The sequence below is a fragment of the Sulfitobacter sp. 1A13368 genome (genome assembly GCF_043557275.1).
GTDB classification, from domain to species: domain Bacteria; phylum Pseudomonadota; class Alphaproteobacteria; order Rhodobacterales; family Rhodobacteraceae; genus Sulfitobacter; species Sulfitobacter faviae.
Genome location: NZ_JBIFFR010000002.1, coordinates 74,127 through 95,386, shown reverse-complemented (window position 1 = coordinate 95,386; position 21,260 = coordinate 74,127). Strand labels below are relative to the sequence as shown.

Genomic DNA, 21,260 nt, shown 5'->3' with positions numbered 1-21,260 from the left:
TCACTTCAACTGGCTGTCTTTCGAGCCACGCCGATTAATTCCGCCGCGCATCTGCGCCTGCCCGTCTCGTTCCCGCACGCAGTCGATACAAAGCTTTACCCCCGGCAGCGCCATGCGCCGCGCCTCTGGAATCGGCTCTTCGCATTCCGCGCAATGGGTGCGGCTCTCGCCCACTGGCGCGCGGCGCGCTTTTAGCCGCGCCAATTCGTCGGAAATGGAGGCTTCGATCTGCTCGCTCACCGCGCCATCGCGTGTCCATCCACCTGCCATGTTGCGCCCTCCTCATGCGGTTCACTTCATAGATATGGGCCGCAGCGGCAGCATGTCACGGCCTCACCCGGGATATGTCCCCCGCCCCAAGGGCCATTAGATGGGGTCGCGCAAATAAAAAAACACCCCCAAAAGGGGGTGCAGTTGCTAGGCATTGGGCTGTGAGTCAAGCAGCACGCAGGGTCGTATCTCCTCCATTCAAGCGGTTTAGCAGGGTGGACAGGGCGACGGCGCTTTGAATGAGCCGTCGGCGAAGCTCTTGTCGCTGGCCGGCAGGGCGCAGCGGAACGTTGGTGCTCAGGTAGACCCATTGAGGCATGGCGGCGGGATGGCAAGTATAGGTCACTTCAACCATCGCCTCGACCCGGCCAAAGTCGCGGGCATAGTGTACACTGTGAAATCGGGCGTCACAGATGGTAAGTGTGACGGGGCATTCATCGGACGGGTGACCAACGGTGACGGGATCATAGCTGCGTTTGCGGCGGAGAATGTCACCTGCATTGAGGGACGTGATGGGGCCGGGTGTTTCTGGCGCGGTGGAGCGGCTTGGCATGTCTGATCCTCTTCCTAATCGTCTGGTCGCTTATCTTCCCTTTCTATGGGCCTTTGCGTTCCCTGAGGCGCCGCTTTTGCCCAACCTGTATACATGTTGTCGAGTTCAAATGTGGCGCAAATATGGCAACAACTTGCCGACAATGGGGCAATCGTATAATTCGCCAAACTTTTTTCACATTTCCTATGCGAAAGGGAGGTCTATCTCTCCTTTTCGGCCTCTAGCAGCCAGTTCTCCTGAAGCCGGTTTTCGATCGCTTCGGGGAAATGGCTGCGCACCAAGGCGATGGCTTCCGCGGCGGGCATTCCGGCCCCGATCAGCAACCACGCCGCGATCAGCCCACTGCGCCCCGCGCCGTATTGGCAGGAAAGGGCGACCGTCTCTCCCGCCTTCAGCGCCGCTTCTAAACGCGCCCGGTGTGCAGGCCATTCGGCTAGGAATCTATCGCAAGGGACGTTAAAATCTTCGATTGGGGCGAAGGAGAGTTTTAGGCCAAGAGACCGTGAAGTCTGTGAAATCAGGGGAAAAGCTCCGTCAGGAAGCTCGACCTCCTCGGTAAGAACCAGCAACTCACGCGCCCCAGCCGCGCGCAGGCCTTCCAAGGTTTCCCGCATCTGTTGAGGATCGAGGTAAGCGCTGCCATCCACATGGGTCAACAGCCCCGGAAAACCCGTCATCGCCACATGCCCGCCGCGGGGCGTGGGGATAACGGCGCGTATCGAGGTCGCTTCAGGATCGAAAAAAGGCACATCACGAGACATAAAAACATCCATAGAATTTGAGTGACAGCAGGAGCACCTGTATACATGTTAAATAGGTAAAATCGAACAGACGAAGGATGCCGGGCAATGTCTACCCAAGTCAAATCCAGCGCGGCGATTGCAGAGGCGCTTCGGACGGACATCTGCCTGAACCGCAATATCGCCGACGGCATGCTGCATGAGGTGGCCCTCGCCCAGCGTTTCGGCGTGTCCCGCACGCCCACCCGGCAAGCGTTGCAACGTTTGGCCTATGAACGCATGATCGCCGTGAAATCCGGCGTGGGGTCTGTTGTGACCCCTCTGGACGCGCCCATGCGCGCGAATGACATTCGCGCGGCTGTGGCGATTATCGAAGCCGCCGGCAAATGTGCACCGCCCTCCCCCGCCCCACCGGCGCACTTCATGCCACTCGCCGGGATGCTGGGCATGATGGACCTCGCCCCGCTGGACAATGCCGAGGCGTTTTTCGACATCCGCGCCCGGCTTTTTAACGCCCTATCGGAGATGATCGAGAACCCGATCCTCAGCGACGCCTTTCGCGCGGCCTATTGGCGGCTGATCAGATGGTCCCTGCGTGATTTCGACACCGCGCCAGAACCTCAGATCGTGCATCTGCGGGCGGTGCTGCAAGCCGCTGCCCGGGCGATGCAGTCGGGCACGATCGGCGCCTGTTTCGGAGAAGTCGCAAGGCTCGAAAGCCAGCTCATCGAATCCCGAAGCTAATAAAGAAAAGCCCCGCTTCAAAGAAGCGGGGCCCTCTGCATCATCTGGTTCAGCCGTTAGCTGGCCGCCAACATGCCCTTTTCCTTCGCCAAGTCGCGCATCCGCTTTTGCAGCTTCTCGAAGGCGCGCACTTCGATCTGGCGGATCCGCTCGCGGCTGACATCGTATTGCGCCGAGAGGTCTTCGAGCGTGACAGTCTCATCCGACAGGCGACGCTGGGTCAGAATGTCCTTCTCGCGCTCGTTCAGCACGTCCAAAGCCTCTGCCAGCATCTCACGCCGGGTTTCCAGCTCGTCACGCTCCGCATAGTCGCCCGCTTGGTCGGCGTCTTCATCCTCCAACCAATCTTGCCACTGCATCGTGCCTTCGCCTTCGGACCCGACAGTCGCGTTGAGCGAGGCATCCCCGCCCGACATCCGGCGGTTCATGGAGACGACCTCATCCTCGGTCACGCCGAGCTGAGTCGCGATCTCTTTCACGTTTTCAGGGCGCAGATCGCCCTCTTCCAGCGCGCCAATCTTGTTCTTGGCCTTACGCAGGTTGAAGAACAGCTTTTTCTGACCCGAGGTCGTGCCGAGCTTAACCAGTGACCACGACCGGAGGATGTATTCCTGAATGGAGGCGCGAATCCACCACATCGCATAGGTGGCAAGGCGGAAGCCCTTCTCAGGATCGAAACGTTTCACCGCCTGCATCAGGCCGACGTTCGCTTCCGAGATCACCTCGGACTGCGGCAATCCATAGCCGCGGTAGCCCATCGCGATCTTCGCCGCGAGGCGCAGGTGAGAGGTGACCATCTTATGCGCAGCTTCGGTGTCTTGCTCTTCGACCCAGCGTTTGGCCAACATGTATTCTTCCTCAGGCTCCAGCAGCGGGAACTTGCGGATCTCTTGCATATAGCGGTTCAGCCCACCTTCGGGCGTTGGTGCGGGCAGATTTGCATAATTTGCCATGTCTTGTCCCTTTCCCCAGTTTAATCGGGGCCTATGTTATTTCGCTTAACATGCAATATGGGCGGCCCCCTTCGTGCTTTCAAGACAGAAGCATTCACGCTTTTGTTCATGACTGCACAGTTTCTGTGAACAAAACGTAACCGATCCTTAGGCGGTTCCGCGGGGTGGCGGGGTCACGCCGATGGGGCGGTGGGGCCGTCGCGTAGCAGGTCCAGCAGGGCCGCCATATCGGGCGGCAGGGGTGCTTCGAAACGCAGGTTTTCACCGGTTACTGGATGTTCGAACCCCAGAACGGCGGCGTGCAGCGCTTGGCGGGGGAAGGCACGGATTGCTTCGGCGGTGGCCTCAGGCAAGGCCGTCTTGGCCAGCTTGCGCCGCCCGCCATAGGTGGCATCCCCCACCAGCCCATGGCCCGCGTGGGACATATGCACGCGGATTTGGTGCGTGCGACCCGTCTCAAGCCAGCATTCCAGCAGCGCCAGCACGGGCGGAGTGCCGAAACGCTCGACCGTGCGGGCCCGGGTCACCGCGTGCCGCCCGCCTTGAAACAGCACCGCCTGCCGCTGGCGGTCGGTCTTGTGCCGCGCCAGTTGGGTGGTCATCCGCAGGATATTCCCCGCCTCGAAAGACGCGCCTTTGACGCCCCGCAGGCGCGGGTCATTGGCATCCGGCACCCCATAGACGAGGGTCTGGTAATACCGCTCTACGGTATGTTTCTCGAATTGCGCCGCCAGCCCGTGATGCGCCGCATCAGATTTCGCGACGACCAGCAGCCCCGTAGTGTCCTTATCAATCCGGTGCACGATGCCGGGCCGCTTCATGCCGCCCACGCCGGATAGATCATCACCGCAATGTGCTAACAATGCGTTAACCAGCGTGCCAGATGGAGAGCCGGGCGCAGGATGCACCACCATGCCCGCAGGTTTGTCGATCACGATCAGATCGTCGTCCTCGAACACCACCGACAGCGGGATGTCTTCGGGCAGGATATGGCTTTCCGCCGCCTCTTCGACCGTGATCTGCACCGCCTGCCCTTCGGCCACCTTGGCGCGGGGGTCTTGGACCACGACACCGTCCAGCGTGACAGCGCCTTCGGTGATCAAACGGCCCAAACGGGTGCGCGACAGGTTCGCTTCCTCTGGCACATCGCGGGCCAGCGCTTTATCAAGACGGGCGGGCGGGCTATCGTTCAGAATGAAATCAATGCGGCGGTGAGACATGGACACGGACAACCCTGATGAGCCGGCGAACCTGCGGTTTCTGCGGCGGATGGTGACGGTCTTGACCGTCGTGATGATTGGCGGGGTTCTAGTGCTGATCTTCGTGCTTGTCACCCGCCTGAGCGATCAGGGCCCGACCATGCCGCGCAGCATCATCCTGCCCGATGGCAGCAGCGCCCAAGCGTTTACGCAAGGCCGCGGCTGGTATGCGGTGGTGACGGATGCGGATGAGATCCTGATCTTTGACCAGCTGACCGGCGCATTGCGCCAGACGGTCGTGATCGAGTGATCAGCCGCGGATCGTTTTGGCGAAGGTCGAATAGATCGGCTCGTTCGCGCAGATGATCTCACCATGTTGCAGGATGTTGCGCTCAGGCCGGATCGGCTCGACAAGGCCACCGGCCTCTTTAACGATCAACATGCCCGCGGCCACATCCCATGGCTTCAGACGACGCTCCCAGAAGCCATCGTAACGGCCCGAGGCGACATAGGCGAGATCGAGCGATGCCGCGCCCCAGCGGCGCACACCGGCGCAGACGGGCAGCAGGCGGCCCAAATCCTTGAGCGTTTCAGGCAGATCGGCACGGCCCCCGAAAGGCAGACCCGTGGCAAAGATCGACTCGATCATGCGGTGACGGCCCGAAACCCGCAGGCGCCCTTCGTTCATCCAAGCGCCGGTGCCCTTCTCGGCAAAGAACATCTCGTCCTTGGCGGGGTCAAAGACCACACCGGCGACGATCTCGCCCTTATGCTCCAACGCGATGGAGATGGCCCAATGCGGCAGACCGTGCAGAAAGTTGGTCGTGCCATCCAGCGGGTCGACGATCCAGCGACGGGTCGGGTCTTGGCCCTCTTCCTCGCCCCCCTCTTCGGCCAGCCAGCCATAGGTCGGGCGCGCGCCCATCAGGTCGTCTTTGATGATCTTCTCGGCGCCGATGTCGGCCTTGGTCACGAAATCGCCCGCGCCCTTGACCGAGACCTGAAGGTTCTCGACCTCGCGGAAATCCTTGACCAATGCACGCCCCGCTTTGCGTGCCGCCTTGATCATGATGTTGAGATTCGCACTGCCGATCATTGTTCGCGCCCTTTGATGGATAAGGCGGGACGTATAGGGCGCAAGAGCGCAATTGCCAAGGGGGCAGAAACCTGCACCGCTCATTGATTCTTGCGCGCCTCACGGGTTGCATTCAGAGCGCGAGGGAACACCTTGGACGCTGTAGCAACCAGCACGAAGGAAACCCCATGTCCGACCAGATGCAGAGAATCGTCCTCGCCTCCCGCCCCGATGGCGCACCGACGCCCGAGAACTTCCGCCTTGAAAGCGCGGATATCCCCCAGCCGGGCGACGGCGAAATTCTGGTCGAAGTGCATTACATGTCGCTCGACCCCTATATGCGGGGCCGGATGGACGATGCGAAGTCCTATGCCGAACCTGTGCCCATCGGCGGGCTGATGGAAGGCGGCAGCGTGGGCAAGGTGATCGCCTCGAATGACCCGAGCTTCGCCGAGGGCGATTTTGCCTTTGGCGCCTTCGGCTGGGCCACCCATGGCGTCGCCCCGGCGAAACAATGTCAGAAGGTCGATGCCGAAGGCGCGCCGATCACCGCCTCCCTCGGCGTGCTGGGCATGCCCGGCCTGACCGGCTGGTACGGTTTGAACGACATCGGCCAACCGAAAGAGGGCGAGACCCTCGTCGTGGCCGCAGCCACCGGCCCCGTCGGCTCGATCGTGGGGCAATTGGCCAAGGCCAAAGGGCTGCGCACTGTGGGCATCGCAGGCGGCGCCGAGAAATGCGAGATCGCCACCCGCGATTTCGGCTTTGACGTCTGCCTTGATCACCGCGCCTATGACGATGCCAAATCCCTGCGTGCCGCGCTGAAAGAGGCTGCGCCGGATGGCATTGATATCTATTACGAAAACGTCGGCGGCAAGGTGCTGGACGCGGTGCTGCCGCTGATGAACCCCCATGGCCGGATCCCGCTTTGCGGCATGATCGCGTGGTATAACGCAGGTGGGCTGGGTGCCGATGCCGAAGGCGCTGGCCTCACCGCGCCGCGGCTGTGGCGCACGATTTTGGTGAACTTCCTCACCGTGCGCGGCTTCATCATCTCGAACCACTGGGACCAGATGCCGAAGTTCCAGCGCGAAGTGGCGCCGATGGTCGCCGATGGCCGCGTAAAGGTGAAAGAGGACATCACCGAAGGGCTGGAGAATGCGCCACAGGCCTTCATCGACATGCTGAATGGCGGGAACACGGGCAAGGCCATCGTTAAGGTGAAGTAAACGTTGGAGTGCGTCGTTCCGCCTTGTGGAACGGCGCGTTCACCCACCCGCCCGGAGCCAAGCCGCAGGGCCGGGCCATCGCTTGCCCGTCCCCGGGTAGGCGATTTAGAAAGGCTTGGTGCAACTTCGCGTCCGTGCGTCATGGCTGAACCATAAAGCGGCATGAACCACGGTCAGATCGCCCACCCACGGGCAAGCGCTGGCCCTCGGCACCCCGCTCAGGCCCGCTGCAACTTCCGCGCCTCCTGCCCGGCCAGCTTCAACAACTCATCCATGAACGGCTTGCCCAGATCATCCCGCCGCACCGCTGCATAAAGCCGCCGTGTAATCCCCTCGGCCGTCAAAGGCCGCGTGACGTAATCGGAGGAATATTTCACCTCCCGCACCACCCAATCCGGCAGGACCGAGACCCCGCGGTTGGACGCCACCAGCAACAGGATCACCGCCGTCAGTTCCACCTGCCGGATCGTCGCAGGCTCGACCTTGGCGGGGATCAACAACTGGCTGAACACGTCCAGCCGGGTCCGTTCCACCGGATAGGTAATCAATGTCTCCCCGCGAAAATCAGCCGCCTCGACAAAGGACTTTTCCGCCAAAGGGTGGTTCTGCGAAGCCACGAAAACCGGATTGTAATCAAAGAGTTCGACAAATTCGACGCCCGGCAATTCCTCAGGGTCCGAGGAGACCACCAAATCAACCTCTTCCCGCAAAAGCGCAGGCAGCGCGTCGAAGGCGAGACCGGGGCGGATATCGACATCCACATCCGGCCAATGGCGGCGGAACTGCTCCAACACAGGGAAGAGCCACTCGAAACAGGCGTGACATTCGATCGCAATGTGCATCCGCCCCGTGCTGCCCGCCCGCAGGCCCGAAAACTCGTCCTGCAAGGCTTCGACCTGCGGCAAGACCTGCTGTGCGAGCTTCAACAGCCGCTGCCCGGCGGGCGATAACTTCAACGGTTTCGAACGCCGCACAAAGAGTTCGACCCCCGCCTGATCCTCTAACCCCTTTACTTGGTGACTTAAGGCCGACTGCGTGATATTCATCTGATCCGCCGCGCGGGCCAAGCCGCCCGCTTCGTGGATGGCCTTGATCGTGCGCAGGTGACGGAACTCAATGTGCATTTGAGGCATTACTCATGTTCAAGATGAATGTTATGAGTTTGTCTCACAAGCCTAGATATGAGACAAGACGTGAAACCGTCAAAAGGATCTCTCAATGACCACCCCTGCCGTTTCCTTCGAAGTCTTCCCGCCCCGCACCGTTGGCGCGGCGTTCAAACTGTGGGATGCGGCGCAGGCATTGGCCCCGCTGGCCCCGCGCTTCTTCTCCGTCACCTACGGCGCGGGTGGCACGACGCGCGATCTCACCCATGATTCGGCGCATGTGCTGCACCGCACCTCGGGCCTGCCTGTCGCAGGCCACCTGACCTGTGTCGGCGCCAGCCGGGCGGAAACGCTGGACGTGGCCGATAAATTCGCCGAAGCGGGCATCAAAGACATCGTAGCCCTGCGCGGTGACCCACAAGCGGGCACTGACAAGTTCGTGCCGCATCCCGAAGGCTTCGCCGACAGCTGCGAGCTAATCGAGGCGCTGGCGAAAACCGGCAAATTCACAATCCGCGTCGGCGCCTACCCCGATCCGCACCCCGAGGCGGCGGACCAGCAGGCGAATATCGACTGGCTCAAGCGCAAGTTCGACGCAGGCGCGGATGAGGCCCTGACCCAGTTCTTCTTTGAGGCGGAGACCTTCCTGCGTTTCCGCGATGCCTGTGTGAAAGCAGGCATCGACAAGCCGATCACGCCGGGCATCCTGCCGGTGGTGAACTGGACCTCGGCCCGCAAGTTCGCCATCAAATGCGGCACGCCGGTCCCGGAATGGGTCGACCAAGCCTATGAGGCCGCGATCCGCGATGACCGGCACGACCTGCTGGCCCAAGCCATGTGCACCGAACTGTGCAGCGAGTTGATCGATGAAGGCGTGGACGCGCTGCATTTCTACACGCTCAACCGCGCGGAACTCACCCGCGACGTCTGCCGCGCCATCGGTGTGACCCCGCAGGTCGATCTCTCGGACGTCGCGTAAGCGCCGCCCCTCTGGCAGGGGGGCTTGCCCCTGCCCCGCGCGAGCGTATCCTCCGGCGAAACTTACTTGCCGGAGAAGACCATGCCCCGCATCGCCCAAAGCCCTGCTGACCTTTTGTCCCAATCCGAAGCGCTCAAGCTTTCGGGGCTGGAGTTCATGCAGGCCATTCTCGATCGCACCAACCCCGGCCCGCCCATCGGCCAGACCATGGGCTATGCGCTGCATTCGGTCGAAGAGGGCCGCATCGTCTTTCGCGGCGCGCCGAGCTTTGCCATGACGAACCCGATGGGGACGGTGCACGGCGGTTGGTACGGCACGCTGCTCGATTCAGCGATGGCCTGCGCGGTGATGACAAAGGTGCCGCGCGGCTCGGTCTACACCACTCTGGAATACAAGATTAATATCCTGCGTGGTCTGCCCCTGGGCATGGAGATCGACTGTATCGGGGTGACCGATCATGTGGGCCGTTCGACCGGTGTCGCACATGGCGAGATTCGCGGCGTCGAGGATGGCAAGCTTTATGCCACAGGCTCCACCACCTGCATCGTGATGAAGCTGGGCTAAGTCCATTCACGAAGAACCCCGGCGCGGAAGGTTCCACGCCGGGGCCCAAGAATTCAACTTAAGCGTCAACCGCCCAAATTAATCCCAGAAGCCTTCGTCAACGCCGGGCAGCGCTTCGAGCTCTTCTTCGCTCAGACGCGTGACATAGGCGTAGGTTTGGTCATCGACGGCCACGAGGTTCACATCGGGTGTCGAGATCATGACGTGTTTGTCACCGATATCGAGGAAACCACCGACCTCGGCCACGATGCCGACCATCTGGCCGTTTTTGGACAGAACGATGTCTTCGATTTCACCGATCTCGTTCCAGTCGCCGCCGATTTCGTTATAGGCCGTGTTTGGGCTCCATTCGTCGCCGGCTTCGTTGAGGGTGTAGATCTCACCGCCGGTGATGTCGCGCGAGCGGATCAGATCGCCGCGCATTTCGTTCATCTGCATGCTGTCGACGTTCGAATAGTCGGTCATATGCGTTTCAGCGAAAGCGGCGGTGCCTGCGAGTGTCAGGGCAAGGGTGCTGGCTGTAAGCGTTTTCATGTCTCTCTCCTCTTCGTTATTTGCTATGGTCACAACGAAAGCTCGGACAGAACGTTCCAGAAAATCTAAAATTTACTATGGGTTAGGGTGCCAGCGCGCCGGCAGCGTTATGCGGCGCGCCGCAAAAAAGGCAGTTCGCCCCAAGGCGGAGGTAGAATGAAATTTGGGGGGATGGTACCACCTCCTGGTCTCGAACCAGGGACCTCTTGATCCACAATCAAGCGCTCTAACCAACTGAGCTAAGGCGGCACTGGGGCGGATTTAGCGCCCGTGGCGGAGGAATGCAAGACCTCAAAGTCAGAAGAAATGCCGGTTTGCGTCAGATTTTTCGCGCGCCCTGTGTCATCGGCACTCATGCGGGAAACGCAGGTGGATTACGCGGCGATTCCGCCCTCGGTCTCCAAGCTGCGCATCGCAGCAATCTCCCGATCCCCCCGAACGGCACCCCGCCCTCGTGCAAAATGGTGATGACGCGCCCGTCACCTAAGGCCAAAGCGCCCCCTGCCCTGCGCCGCAACCCGCCAAGATATCTTGCCTTTTCGCCCATGCCGCGCTAGCGATAAGCCCCACCAAACCGGAGGCTCCCATGGGCATCGACACCGAACGCGACATCGAAGCAAACCTGCAAATCGGCCCGACAGACAAGGGCATGGTCCGCCTTTTCGTCGAAGGCGGCGGCGTTGAAATTCCGATGGATTTCACCCCGGAAGAAGCCCGCGAAATCGCGGAAGAGATCATGGCCGCCGCAAACCGCGCAGGCAAAAAAGGGCGCTAAGCCGCCTAAACGCGGGTTCGCCCCGCCTTAGGGATATGGGCGAACGACCTCCCCCCCCTTTCAAGACCAGTTCGGCGCCATGTCAGGATCGCGTAGGCGATGCAGGCGCCGGGCGGCATGGGTCGCGAATTTCTGCACCATCACCTTGCGCCGGGCGGGCGCAAGCTTGGTCTCATCGCACATCCTCACAATCTCGGCCCCATAGGCGTCACCGATGATGAGGCCGCTTTCCTCGGGCAGCAGTTCTACGGGGAAATTACTGTCCACGGCCCAAAAGAACCGGTCGGCCCAATCCAAATAGCCCTCCCATTTTGCATCGCCCATGAAATCGGCGCGACTGGATTTGCATTCGACGATCCAAATCTCCCCCTTCGGGCCAAGCGCCATCACGTCGACCCGCAAACCGCGCGTCGGCACAAGCTCCTCCACCGAGGCGAACCCACGATCGGCCAGATGCCGCATCACCCCCCGCGCCAATAATTGGCCGGGTTGGAGTTGTCGTATGTCATTCTCCATCATGGCGACAAATATGAACATTTGATGAACATCCACAAGGGGCAGCACCGGAAAGTTTGGTAATTCCCCCGCGACCCCCTATCTTCACCCCAGCAAAGCGAGGGAGGCCCATGGCACAACGCGAACCGATGAGTGAGACGCAGGCGCGCGGGGTGCGTTACGCCCGTGAATTGGAGGGCCACCTGACATGGCTCGATACATTCTCCGGCACGGCGCTTGGCGTTTTGGCAGTGGCCTCGGGCATTTACACCTATCTTGGCGTCTCGTCGCTGCTGGATGACAATGGCGCCATGTCGGCCTTTGCCGCGATCGCCTATTCGGTGGCGGTCTCGGTAGGGATTTTTGTCTTCTGGTCCTATCTGCTGCGGCTCTTCCCCGCTGTGCGCACGACCCGTGCGCGGATGGGGCTTTTGGGGGCGATGGGGCTCGGCTCCGTCGCGATCATCGCGATGTCGAGCTGGCTGAACGCCGCCGCGCTCGCCGGATCGGCGGCGGTGGAACAGCATCTGGCCGAGACGGTGCAGGACTACCAAGGCGCGTTGGAGCGCACCCATGAGATTGCCCTGTCGGCCCAAGGGCTTGAGCGGGACGTGGCGCGGGTCAGACAGAGCTTCGAAGACCTCAGCGAGCAAGAGGCGGCTGGCAGCCTGTCGGGCCTTGCCGGGCGCGGCGCGGTGTTCCGGGTGCTGCGGCAGAAGTCGGCGGAACTGGGCGCGCTGGAGGCGCAGATCGCCACCCAGACCCCGCTGGTGAATGACGCCTTCGCCGAGGGGAACCAGATCCTCAGCCGCATGCGCGCCCTGACGGTGGAGCCCGGCCCGGTTCAAGCGCGCTCGGTCGAGTTTTCCGAACAGGCCGTGCGGCTTGCAGGTCTGATCACCCGGCTACGACAGCTGTCCGTGGCCCCGCTGGTGGAACGCGCAGCGCAGGATTTGGCGGCCTCCGTCGTGCTGCCTGAGCTTGACGGCAGCAACGAAGAGCAACGCGGCGCGCAAGGGGCGACGATCACTTCGGTTCTGGAGGTGCTGGCCCAACGTGCCGCAACATTGGAGCGCGCGGCGCAGGACGTGCAGACCATGCCGCCCGCTGCCGACACGACCTATACGCCGATCTCCAGCGCCGATGCGGTGATCCTTTATGCGCGCAATTTTGTGCCCTCTTGGGCCGGGGCCATCGCGATTGACCTGTTGCCCGCCGTTCTGGTGCTGATCCTCTCCATCACCCAAGGGGCGATCCGCTCGGGCCGTGAGGGGGCTGCGGTCGAAGACACGCTGACCCTTGCAGAACTGCGCGCCGCGCTTGCTGCCGTGCGTGATGTCGATGTGGCGATGCAAGAAAGCCCCGCCCACAAACGCCCCGCCGCCGAAGCGCCGCCCGCCCCTGATGCGCCCGAAGAACCGGCCCCCGGCCCCGTCACTTCGATCAAAAGCACATGAGCGAGGAGACCCCACCAGAAGCCGAGGCCCCCCACCGGAAGCCGATTGTCGGGCGGGTACTGATCGGCGTGCTGATCTTTCAACTTGGCCTTGCGGTGCTGCTGTTCTGGGGGGACCTAGGGGAAGGGCTGCGCCTGCCGGGCTTAGGCCCGCGCGCCCCGGAATTGACCGAGCCGATCCGCCCCGGCGACCAGACCCGCCGCTTCCGCCCCGAGCGCGCGCCAACCCCGGGCCAGCCGATGCCCGAGACCGCCCTGCCCGACCGGCTGGTGCTCACCCCCGTCTCGGGCGGGCGGGCGGCGCTGCTGGAAGGGGCCATCGAAGCTGGCGATGCAGAGCGGATCGTTAAGCAGTTAAGCGAACTGACCCCCACGCCCGAGGAAATCTACCTCAATTCCCCCGGCGGATCGGTCCGCGACGCTTTGGAACTGGGCCGCTTCCTGCGGCGCGAAGGGCTAGACACCGCACTGCGAGAGGGGGACATCTGCTATTCCGCCTGCCCCTATCTGCTGGCCGCCGGCGCGGCACGGACGGTGCCCGAGAGCGCCTCGGTCGGGGTGCATCAGCATTACTTCGGCGAAAGCACGATCCTGCCCGCCTTTGTCGCCGTGGAGGACATCCAGCGCGGCCAAGGCGAGGTGATGCGCTATCTGGATGACATGGGGGTAGACCCGCTGGTGATGCAGCACGCGCTGGTGACGCCACCCGATGAAATTTATGTGCTGCTGCCCGAAGAGTTGCGCCGCTACGGCTTCATTCCATCCAAGGATTGAGCGGGGCAGAGAAGTTTTGCAAATCCACCTCCGCCCCCTTGCCGCAGCCCCACTTGGCCCCTACATCGGGGGTCGACGGGTTCTGCCCTGTTCGTGAACGTTACATTCCAGTGGCCTTAAGCAAATCCGAGGGAGCTGGCTCTGTCCGAGCCCTGGTTCGGTTACCTGGCGCCCACCTGTACATACAGGTCCTCGGGAATATAAAACAGCAGCGGCAGGCGCGGTTCCCGTCACTTTCCCAAGACATTGATGTGGTAGATGGCCCCTCGGGGCCACTTTCCCGCGCGTTTAGAACGCTTCGGGGCGCGCCTCGCGGGCCATATGGTCAAGCACGGCGTTGACAAAGCTCGGCTCGCGCCCATCGGGGAAGAAGGCATGGGCCACGTCGACATATTCCTTGATCACCACGCGCGGCGGCGTGTCGTCATGGCGGAACTCGGCCCCGGCGGCGCGGAACAGTGCGCGCAGGGTCGGGTCGATCCGCGCAATGGCCCATTTGGCGACGATGGCGCGGTTCGCCATCTGGTCGATCGGCGCTTGATAGTTCACCGCATCTTCGAGCACGCGAGAGAAGTGATCGACATCCCCCTCCTGCATCTCGTCGCCCTCATAGACGGCACCGAAACGGTGGTCGATGAATTCGTGACGCACGACATCGACCGTCTGCGCGGAATGCTCCATCTGGAACAGCGCCTGCACGGCATAGAGCCGCGAGGCCGACTTCATCTTACGTTTCTGGTTGCCCGAAGGCCCGTTGCTGGTCATGCGATGTTTGATCCATCCTTATCGCCGGCCATCAAAGTGTCCTGCCCGAATGGCTTGAACCCGATGCCCTTGCTCTGGCGGCCCCATTTACGAGCGAGCGCGATAAGATGCAAGGCCGCAGCGGCCGCGCCCCCGCCTTTGTTTTGCCCCTCGGGGTCGGCGCGCACCTCGGCCTGCTGTTTATTCTCGACCGTCAGGATGCCATTGCCGATGCAAAGCCCTTGCAAGCCAAGCAGTTGCAAGGCACGGCTGCTGTCGTTGCAGACGGTCTCGTAATGGGTGGTCTCACCCCGGATGACGCAGCCAAGCGCGACATAGCCGTCGAAATTGCTGCCCCGGTCGGAAATGCCGATGGCGGTGGGAATCTCCAGCGCGCCGGGCATTTCGATCACCTCATAACTGGCGCCCGCAGCCTCCAACTCGGCCTTGGCGCCGGTCAGCAGGCCGTTTGCGATGTCCGAATAATAGGGCGAGACCACGATCAGCAGCTTCACCGGTTCATCAAAGCTGGGGCGCGGCAGGATGGTATGCTCTTCGGCGGATGCCATGGCGATTACTCCGTGGTGATGGGCCGGGTGCCCACAATTTCAAGCGCATAGGCATCAAGGCCCAGATAGCGCGTGTCGGGATTGTCGGTCAGCAGGACCAGTTCATGCAGCCCCATGGTCGAGAGGATTTGCGCGCCAAGCCCGGTGCGTTTGATCGTGCGCGGGCGGTCGTCATCCTCTGGGTCGAGCTTGAGGCGCGGGTAAGGATCGCGGAACAGCACCACGGCCCCTCGCCCCTCTTCGGCGATGATCTGCATGGCACGGGGCAGCTCATCCGCTGGGCTGGGGCCAAGGCCGAGGATATCTTCCAGCGCGTTGATCGCATGGGTGCGGATCAGCACCGGCTCGGGGGTCGAGATGTCGCCCTTGGTCAGCACCACATGGTCGGTGCCCGTGATCTGGTCGGAGAACACCCGCATCTGCCAGTCGCCGCCATAGGCCGAAGTTACGGTGCGGCTGTCGCGCTCCACCAACAGATTGTCGTGTTTGTGGCGATAGGTGATGAGATCGCTGATCGTGCCGATTTTCAGCCCGTGTTCGGCGGCGAATTCCACCAAATCGGGTAGACGGGCCATTTCGCCGTCGTCCTTCATGATCTCGCAGATCACGCCCGAAGGATGCAGCCCCGCGAGGCGCGAAATATCGACCGCGGCTTCGGTATGGCCCGCCCGCACCAGCACGCCACCATCGCGGGCGCGCAGGGGGAAGACATGGCCGGGGGTGGCGATATCCGCCGAACCGGATTGTTCCGAGATCGCCACGGCTACGGTCAGCGCACGGTCGGCGGCAGAGATGCCGGTGCTGACACCCTCCCGCGCCTCGATGCTCACGGTAAAGGCCGTCTCATGCCGCGAGGAATTGTTCACCGCCATCATCGGCAGGCCGAGGTGATCGACCCGCTCTGCCGTCATCGGCAGACAGATCAGCCCGCGCCCATGGGTCGCCATGAAGTTGATCGCTGCAGCATCGGCAAACTGCGCCGGGATCACCAGATCGCCTTCGTTCTCGCGGTCCTCATGGTCCACCAGAATGAACATACGGCCTTGGCGCGCCTCTTCGATGATCTCTTCGATGGGCGAGATCGCATCGCTCAGCCCTGTCTCGACCGGTCCGGGTTTGTCAAATTGCATCGGCTGCTTCCATCTATCTGTTGCCCGGCTCTTAGCCTGACCCGCGCCGCTTGGCCAGAGCGCGCCCCGAAGGGCGCGGCGTCACATCTCGTTCAGGCGTGCCACGTAACGGGCCAGCGTGTCGATTTCGAGGTTCACCAGATCGCCGACGCCTGCATCGCCCCAAGTCGTCACCTCCTTGGTATGCGGGATGAAGTTGATGCCGAAATCACAGCCATCGACATCATTCACCGTCAGCGAGGTGCCATTCAGCGCCACGGAACCTTTGGGCGCGATGAACCGCGCCAGATCCTCGGGCGCGCGCAGGGTCACGCGGGTGCTGTCGCCCTCGTCTTTCATCTCGATGATCTCGGCCACGCCATCGACATGGCCCGAGACGATATGTCCGCCCAGCTCATCGCCCACCTTCAAGGCGCGTTCAAGGTTCACGCGTTTGCCCTCGCGCCAGTGCTGGCCGAGGTTTGTCTTAGCCACGGTCTCGGCGCTGATCTGCACCTCATACCAATCCTCGCCCAGCCCCACGACGGTCAGGCATACGCCGTCGCTGGCGATGGAGGCGCCCATGTCGATGCCGCTGGTGTCATAGCCGGTCTGGATGCGCGCACGCAGGTCGCCTTCCTGCTCCAGCTTGGTCACGGTGCCAACGTCTGTGATAATACCGGTGAACATGGGGTAGGCTCCTTTGCTGGTTCCGCGCAGTGGTAAACCCGGTCACCGCCACAGGCAAGAGCGGGTGACGCCACATTGTCGCCCCTATTATATGGTGGTTAAGAGGGTAAAGCCCCACCGAAGGACCAGAATGACCGTGACCGCCGCCCCGACCAGAACCTTCTTGTTCCTGCAAGGACCGCATGGCCCTTTCTTTAACAGTCTGGGCAAGATGCTGCGCCGTGCGGGGGCCGAGGTCTGGCGTGTGGGCTTCAACGCGGGCGACCGGGCCTTTTGGTTTCACCCGTCGACCTACATCCCCTATCGCGGCAGGGTCGAGGATTGGCCGCGCGTCTTTACCAGCCTGCTGGACGACAAGCAGGTCACCGACATCGTGCTTTACGGCGACACCCGTCCCATCCACGCCGAAGCCGTAGCCGAGGCCAAGCGCCGTGGCATCACCGTGCATGTCTTTGAGGAAGGCTATATGCGGCCCTATTGGGTCACCTATGAGCGCGGCGGCTCGAACGGCAATTCGCGGCTGATGGAGATGACAATTCCCCAGATGCAGGCCGCCCTCGCACGCTCAGACATGGAAGCCCCCCTGCCGCCGGGCCATTGGGGCGACATGCGCCACCACATCTTTTACGGCGCACTTTACCATTGGTTCGTGATGTTCCGGAACGGCGATTACCGCAATTTCAAACCGCATCGCAGCCTGCCGGTCACCAAGGAATTCCGTCTCTACCTCAAGCGGCTCTTGCTGATGCCGGTGCTGGCCGCCGACCGCCTGCTGGCCACGCTGAAAATTCGGCTGGGCGGCTTTCCCTACCATCTGGCGCTGCTGCAGTTGGAGCATGATTCCTCTTTCCAGAAACATTCGCCCTTCAACACGATGGCCGATTTCCTTGAATTGGTGATCGACGGTTTCGCCAAGGGCGCGCCGCAGCACCACCACCTCGTCATCAAGGCGCATCCGCTGGAGGATGGCCGCGTGCCGGTGCGGCGCGATGTCATACGGCTGGCCCGCCTGCATGGCGTCTTAGACCGCGTGCATTTCGTGCGTGGCGGCAAGCTCGCGCAACTTTTGAACGACACCCGCAGCGCGGTCACGGTGAACTCCACCGCCGGGCAACAGGTGCTCTGGCGCGGCATCCCCCTCAAGGTCTTTGGCCACGCGGTCTATTCCCAGCCTGAGTTTGTCTCGGACCAGCCGCTGCCGGAATTCTTTGCCACTGCCAACCGCCCCGACAACCGCGCCTATAAGGATTACCGCCGCTATCTGCTTGAAACCTCTCAGGTTCCCGGCGGCTTCTATGCCGCACGCGGGCGGCGGCAATTGCTGCGCCAAGTGGTCGATATGATGCTCGCCGCCGAGGATCCCTATGACGCACTGGAACAGGGCACCGCGGCCCCTCGGCAACAGTTGCGGGTCGTCACCTGAGTTAACCCATTCCGCCCTGTAGATTTTTTCGCTAGGCTGCGCTAAGTTGCAAAGTAATACGTCAAGACAATTGGCGATTTCGAGGCAGATATTTCAGGTCGAGGAGACCGGGCAGTGAAATCCGTATCTTTCCGGTGGGCGCGCCCCATCGCAGCGCTGGCGGCGGTGGCCGTCGTCTCATCATGTGGTTTGCCGCAGGTCGGGCCGAACAAACGGCAAATCTACGCAGGCTCCGTTCAGCGCGAAGGCGATGCCTTTGTCGTCAGCGTGAATGACCGTGTGACCCGCGCCACCGCTGTGGCCCCGGCGCTTGGCTTTTCGGAAAGCTTCAAGAATGCGGGCCGGGTCGGTTCCGACACGATCCAGCCGGGCGACATCCTTGGCATCACGGTTTATGAGAACGTGGACGATCCGCTTCTCGGCGTCGAAGGCGCCCCAGCCACCATGCTGGAAGAGGTGCAGGTCGACGGCGCGGGCTTTATCTTCATCCCCTACGCGGGCCGCATCCGCGCTGCGGGCAACACGCCCGAAGCGATCCGCCGCATCATCACCAACAAGCTGGGCGAACAGACCCCAGACCCGCAGGTCGAAGTGCGCCGCGCCGCCGGTGACGGCTCGACCGTCTCGCTCATCGGTTCCATCGGGGCGCAGGGCGTCTACCCGATCGAACGGCCGACCCGCACGCTGGCCGCCATGCTGGCACGCGCGGGCGGTGTGACCATCATCCCCGAAATCGCGCAGGTCACCGTGATCCGCGGCGGGCAGCGCGGTAAGATTTGGTTCCAAGACCTCTATGACCACCCCGAACTCGACATCGCCCTGCGTCCGGGCGACCGGATTTTGGTCGAGGAAGATACCCGCTCTTTCACCGCGCTTGGCGCCACCGGCGGACAGGCCCGCGTGCCCTTTGAATCGCAAAACCTCTCGCTTTTGGAAGGCATCGCGCAGGTGGGCGGGCTCAGCCCCCTCTCGGCCGACCCCACCGGCGTCTTCGTGTTCCGCAATGAGCCTGAGGAAGTCGCCGAACAGGTGCTGGGCCGCAGCGATCTGACCGGCGCGCAGCGCATGGTCTATGTCACCGACCTGACCAAACCCAACGGCATGTTCATGGCCCGCGATTTCGTGATCCGTGACGGCGATACGATCTATGTGACCGAAGCGCCCTTCACCCAGTGGAGCAAGGTAATCTCGGCCATCACTGGCACGGCGGGTTCGGCGGATAGTATCACCTCGCTGACCGAATGAGCCACCCCGGTGGCATTCGAAGCTGACCCATACCAATACCCCGCCGCCGGTCCCGAAAGGAGCCGGCGGCTTTTCGTATATAACGGCGGCTTTCTGACGCAGCGCCGTCTGCGGCGCATCCTGCAACTCTCGGGCCATTCCCTGCGCCTCGGCCTGCCCGGGCCGGATGATGCGGTGGCGGTCTGGGGCAACTCCCCCACCGCGCATCGCGGACTGGCCGTGGCGGCCAAACGCGGCGTGCCGGTGATCCGGGTGGAGGACGCATGGCTGCGCTCGCTCCACCCCGGTCGCGCGGGCGAGCCGCCCTTGGGCCTGCTGATCGACAGCCGGGGGGCGCATTTCGACCCTGCCCAGCCCTCAGACCTCGAAGAGCTGCTCGCCCATCACCCGCTGGACGATACCGCCCTTCTGGACCGTGCCCGGGGCGGCATGGCGCAGATGGCCGAGGCGCATCTGACAAAATATGCGGGCTTTGACCCCGACATGCCCGCGCCGGAGCCGGGCTATGTGTTGGTGATCGACCAGACCCGCGGCGACGCCTCCGTCACCGCCTCGAACGCGGATCGCGCGCGGTTTCTGGAAATGCTCGTCTTCGCGCAAGAGGAACACCCCGGCGCGCGGGTCATCATCAAGAGCCACCCCGAGACGGCACAGGGCTACCGCGCCGGGCATTACGGCCCCGAGGATACCAACGAGCGGATCAGCCTGCTGACCGATCCCATCAGCCCTTGGGCGCTGTTCGAAGGGGCGGTGGGTGTCTACACCGTCTCATCGCAAATGGGGTTCGAGGCGATCTTTGCCGGCCACAGGCCGCGCGTCTTCGGCCAGCCCTTCTATGCCGGTTGGGGGCTGACGGATGATGAGTTCCCCGTCCAACGCCGCCAGCGCCGCCTCAGCCGCGCGCAACTCTTCGCCGCCGCGATGATCCTCTATCCGACGTGGTACGATCCCTATCGCGACCAGCTCGGCAGTTTCGAGACGGCCTTCACCGCCCTCGCCGCGCAGGCCCGCGCGTGGCGAGAGGATCATCGCGGCTGGGACGCATGGGGCATGCGCCTGTGGAAGCGCCGCCCGCTGCAACAGTTCTTCGGTACGGCCACGCCCATCCGCTTTCGCAAAGGCGCGGCAGAGGCCCCCGAACCGCCCCGCCGCGCCATGGTTTGGGCCAGCAAGGCTGACGTAGCGCCACAAGGCGCCATGCGGGTCGAGGACGGGTTTCTGCGCTCGCGCGGGCTGGGGGCCGAACTGGTCCCGCCCCTGTCGCTGGTCTGTGACGATCTGGGCATTTACTACGATCCCCAAGGGCCGAGCCGGTTGGAAAAATGGATCGAGAAACGCGCCGACCTGCGCCCCGATCAACTGGCCCGCGCCCGCGCGCTGATCGCGGCGCTCACCGGGGCGGGCCTCAGCAAATACAACCTCGGCGGTGCCGCGCCCGACCTACCGCCGGGGCGGCGCATCCTCGTCCCGGGACAGGTCGAAGACGACGCCTCCATCCTCACCGGCACGGGCGATGTGTGCAGCAACGCGGCCCTGCTGGCCGCCGCACGCGCCGCAAACCCGGATGCCGTGATCCTCTACAAACCCCACCCTGATGTCGAAGCGGGCCTGCGCAAAGGCCCAACCGAGGCGCGCGAGGCCGATCTGATCCTGCACCGGGCCGACCCGGTGGCGCTTCTGGGCCAAGTCGACGCGGTTTGGACCATGACCTCCCTCTTGGGGTTCGAAGCGCTCCTGCGCCGGGTGCCGGTGGTGACCTTGGGCGCGCCTTTCTACGCGGGCTGGGGGCTGACCGAAGACAGGGGCGATGTGCCCCCCCGCCGCCGCGCGACACCGACGCTCGAAGGGCTTGTTCATGCCGCGCTCATCGATTACCCGCGCTACCGCGACCCGGTCAGCGGCTTGCCCTGCCCTGTCGAAGTGGTGGTCGAACGGCTGGCCGCGGGCCGCCTGCCCCGCGCCGAGTTGGGCAACCGGATGCTATCGAAGCTCCAAGGGGTCTTTGCCAGCCAGAGCCACCTCTGGCGGCGATAG

Annotated in this window: 24 protein-coding genes, 1 tRNA gene and 1 other RNA gene; 12 read left to right on the top strand and 14 right to left on the bottom strand. The window is 63.0% G+C overall.

The window, feature by feature from the left end:
• From ACGYK4_RS04020 to ACGYK4_RS04010, 3 genes are all read right to left on the bottom strand, one after another.
• On the bottom strand, positions 1–270 hold the full coding sequence (locus ACGYK4_RS04020; RefSeq protein WP_067262455.1) for a DksA/TraR family C4-type zinc finger protein: 270 nt from the start codon (positions 268–270) through the stop codon (positions 1–3).
• Between the two features lie 166 nt (positions 271–436).
• The gene (locus ACGYK4_RS04015; RefSeq protein ID WP_394455212.1) at positions 437–823 is read right to left on the bottom strand and encodes a hypothetical protein; all 387 of its coding nucleotides are present in this window, start codon (positions 821–823) and stop codon (positions 437–439) included.
• A gap of 200 nt (positions 824–1,023) precedes the next feature.
• Positions 1,024–1,584 (bottom strand): hypothetical protein, encoded by a 561-nt coding sequence (locus ACGYK4_RS04010; RefSeq protein WP_394455210.1) that lies wholly within the window; start codon positions 1,582–1,584, stop codon positions 1,024–1,026.
• Positions 1,585–1,671: 87 nt separating this feature from the next.
• On the opposite strand from ACGYK4_RS04010, the gene ACGYK4_RS04005 reads away from it, so the two are divergent.
• Positions 1,672–2,307, top strand: coding sequence for a GntR family transcriptional regulator (locus ACGYK4_RS04005; RefSeq protein ID WP_394455208.1), 636 nt, complete (start codon positions 1,672–1,674; stop codon positions 2,305–2,307).
• 56 nt (positions 2,308–2,363) lie between these two features.
• Here ACGYK4_RS04005 and rpoH read toward each other — a convergent pair whose 3' ends face one another.
• Both rpoH and ACGYK4_RS03995 read right to left on the bottom strand, forming a co-directional pair.
• Positions 2,364–3,260 (bottom strand): RNA polymerase sigma factor RpoH, encoded by an 897-nt coding sequence (rpoH, locus tag ACGYK4_RS04000; protein ID WP_067262445.1) that lies wholly within the window; start codon positions 3,258–3,260, stop codon positions 2,364–2,366.
• Positions 3,261–3,433: 173 nt separating this feature from the next.
• A complete protein-coding gene (locus ACGYK4_RS03995) occupies positions 3,434–4,480 on the bottom strand; it encodes an RluA family pseudouridine synthase (RefSeq protein ID WP_394413068.1) in 1,047 nt (348 codons plus the stop codon).
• Between ACGYK4_RS03995 and ACGYK4_RS03990 the strand changes: the two genes are divergently transcribed.
• Positions 4,479–4,769 (top strand): DUF6476 family protein, encoded by a 291-nt coding sequence (locus tag ACGYK4_RS03990; RefSeq protein ID WP_394455206.1) that lies wholly within the window; start codon positions 4,479–4,481, stop codon positions 4,767–4,769. The two genes, ACGYK4_RS03995 and ACGYK4_RS03990, sit on opposite strands and share 2 nt — an antisense overlap.
• Here ACGYK4_RS03990 and ACGYK4_RS03985 read toward each other — a convergent pair whose 3' ends face one another.
• On the bottom strand, positions 4,770–5,555 hold the full coding sequence (locus ACGYK4_RS03985) for an inositol monophosphatase family protein (protein ID WP_067264836.1): 786 nt from the start codon (positions 5,553–5,555) through the stop codon (positions 4,770–4,772).
• A 167-nt stretch (positions 5,556–5,722) separates the two neighbouring features.
• On the opposite strand from ACGYK4_RS03985, the gene ACGYK4_RS03980 reads away from it, so the two are divergent.
• Entirely contained in the window at positions 5,723–6,763 is a 1,041-nt protein-coding gene (locus ACGYK4_RS03980; RefSeq protein ID WP_394455204.1) for an NADP-dependent oxidoreductase, read from the top strand.
• A 218-nt stretch (positions 6,764–6,981) separates the two neighbouring features.
• On the opposite strand, the gene ACGYK4_RS03975 is transcribed toward ACGYK4_RS03980, so the two are convergent.
• A complete protein-coding gene (locus tag ACGYK4_RS03975) occupies positions 6,982–7,887 on the bottom strand; it encodes a LysR family transcriptional regulator (protein ID WP_394455202.1) in 906 nt (301 codons plus the stop codon).
• Positions 7,888–7,981: 94 nt separating this feature from the next.
• Between ACGYK4_RS03975 and ACGYK4_RS03970 the strand changes: the two genes are divergently transcribed.
• Both ACGYK4_RS03970 and ACGYK4_RS03965 read left to right on the top strand, forming a co-directional pair.
• A complete protein-coding gene (locus tag ACGYK4_RS03970) occupies positions 7,982–8,848 on the top strand; it encodes a methylenetetrahydrofolate reductase (RefSeq protein WP_394455201.1) in 867 nt (288 codons plus the stop codon).
• 81 nt (positions 8,849–8,929) lie between these two features.
• Complete coding sequence (locus ACGYK4_RS03965) at positions 8,930–9,412, top strand: PaaI family thioesterase (RefSeq protein WP_394455199.1); 483 nt, start codon at positions 8,930–8,932, stop codon at positions 9,410–9,412.
• 78 nt (positions 9,413–9,490) lie between these two features.
• On the opposite strand, the gene ACGYK4_RS03960 is transcribed toward ACGYK4_RS03965, so the two are convergent.
• Both ACGYK4_RS03960 and ACGYK4_RS03955 read right to left on the bottom strand, forming a co-directional pair.
• On the bottom strand, positions 9,491–9,946 hold the full coding sequence (locus ACGYK4_RS03960) for a PRC-barrel domain-containing protein (protein ID WP_394455197.1): 456 nt from the start codon (positions 9,944–9,946) through the stop codon (positions 9,491–9,493).
• 172 nt (positions 9,947–10,118) lie between these two features.
• Positions 10,119–10,195: transfer RNA gene (locus ACGYK4_RS03955), tRNA-His, on the bottom strand.
• 337 nt (positions 10,196–10,532) lie between these two features.
• Between ACGYK4_RS03955 and ACGYK4_RS03950 the strand changes: the two genes are divergently transcribed.
• Positions 10,533–10,721: a DUF6324 family protein gene (locus ACGYK4_RS03950; RefSeq protein WP_209219317.1), complete on the top strand. Its 189-nt coding sequence runs from the start codon at positions 10,533–10,535 to the stop codon at positions 10,719–10,721.
• A 60-nt stretch (positions 10,722–10,781) separates the two neighbouring features.
• On the opposite strand, the gene ACGYK4_RS03945 is transcribed toward ACGYK4_RS03950, so the two are convergent.
• Positions 10,782–11,258 carry an MmcB family DNA repair protein gene (locus ACGYK4_RS03945; protein ID WP_394433432.1) on the bottom strand — a complete coding sequence of 159 codons (477 nt, stop codon included), beginning with the start codon at positions 11,256–11,258 and terminating at the stop codon, positions 10,782–10,784.
• An 89-nt stretch (positions 11,259–11,347) separates the two neighbouring features.
• Here ACGYK4_RS03945 and ACGYK4_RS03940 point away from each other — a divergent pair, with 89 nt between their 5' ends.
• From ACGYK4_RS03940 to ssrS, 3 genes are all read left to right on the top strand, one after another.
• Positions 11,348–12,673, top strand: coding sequence for a hypothetical protein (locus ACGYK4_RS03940; RefSeq protein WP_394455196.1), 1,326 nt, complete (start codon positions 11,348–11,350; stop codon positions 12,671–12,673).
• Positions 12,670–13,446 (top strand): hypothetical protein, encoded by a 777-nt coding sequence (locus tag ACGYK4_RS03935; protein ID WP_394455195.1) that lies wholly within the window; start codon positions 12,670–12,672, stop codon positions 13,444–13,446. Before ACGYK4_RS03940 ends, ACGYK4_RS03935 begins: the two co-directional genes overlap by 4 nt.
• 76 nt (positions 13,447–13,522) lie before the next feature.
• Positions 13,523–13,677, top strand: a non-coding RNA gene (gene ssrS / locus ACGYK4_RS03930) — 6S RNA.
• Between the two features lie 57 nt (positions 13,678–13,734).
• Here ssrS and nusB read toward each other — a convergent pair.
• From nusB to ACGYK4_RS03910, 4 genes are all read right to left on the bottom strand, one after another.
• Complete coding sequence (nusB, locus tag ACGYK4_RS03925) at positions 13,735–14,211, bottom strand: transcription antitermination factor NusB (RefSeq protein ID WP_067264814.1); 477 nt, start codon at positions 14,209–14,211, stop codon at positions 13,735–13,737.
• Positions 14,208–14,759 carry a 6,7-dimethyl-8-ribityllumazine synthase gene (locus ACGYK4_RS03920; RefSeq protein ID WP_394455193.1) on the bottom strand — a complete coding sequence of 184 codons (552 nt, stop codon included), beginning with the start codon at positions 14,757–14,759 and terminating at the stop codon, positions 14,208–14,210. The genes nusB and ACGYK4_RS03920 overlap by 4 nt, the downstream gene beginning before the upstream one ends.
• Positions 14,760–14,764: 5 nt before the next feature.
• On the bottom strand, positions 14,765–15,889 hold the full coding sequence (gene ribB, locus ACGYK4_RS03915; RefSeq protein ID WP_394455191.1) for a 3,4-dihydroxy-2-butanone-4-phosphate synthase: 1,125 nt from the start codon (positions 15,887–15,889) through the stop codon (positions 14,765–14,767).
• 81 nt (positions 15,890–15,970) lie between these two features.
• Positions 15,971–16,558: a riboflavin synthase gene (locus ACGYK4_RS03910; protein WP_209219322.1), complete on the bottom strand. Its 588-nt coding sequence runs from the start codon at positions 16,556–16,558 to the stop codon at positions 15,971–15,973.
• A gap of 130 nt (positions 16,559–16,688) precedes the next feature.
• On the opposite strand from ACGYK4_RS03910, the gene ACGYK4_RS03905 reads away from it, so the two are divergent.
• The 3 genes from ACGYK4_RS03905 to ACGYK4_RS03895 all read left to right on the top strand — a co-directional run bounded on the left by ACGYK4_RS03905 (position 16,689) and on the right by ACGYK4_RS03895 (position 21,260).
• Positions 16,689–17,981: a capsule biosynthesis protein gene (locus ACGYK4_RS03905; RefSeq protein WP_394455189.1), complete on the top strand. Its 1,293-nt coding sequence runs from the start codon at positions 16,689–16,691 to the stop codon at positions 17,979–17,981.
• 114 nt (positions 17,982–18,095) lie between these two features.
• Entirely contained in the window at positions 18,096–19,226 is a 1,131-nt protein-coding gene (locus ACGYK4_RS03900) for a polysaccharide biosynthesis/export family protein (protein WP_197470901.1), read from the top strand.
• Positions 19,227–19,235: 9 nt separating this feature from the next.
• Positions 19,236–21,260, top strand: a complete 2,025-nt coding sequence (locus ACGYK4_RS03895; protein WP_394433424.1) for a capsular polysaccharide biosynthesis protein — start codon at positions 19,236–19,238, stop codon at positions 21,258–21,260.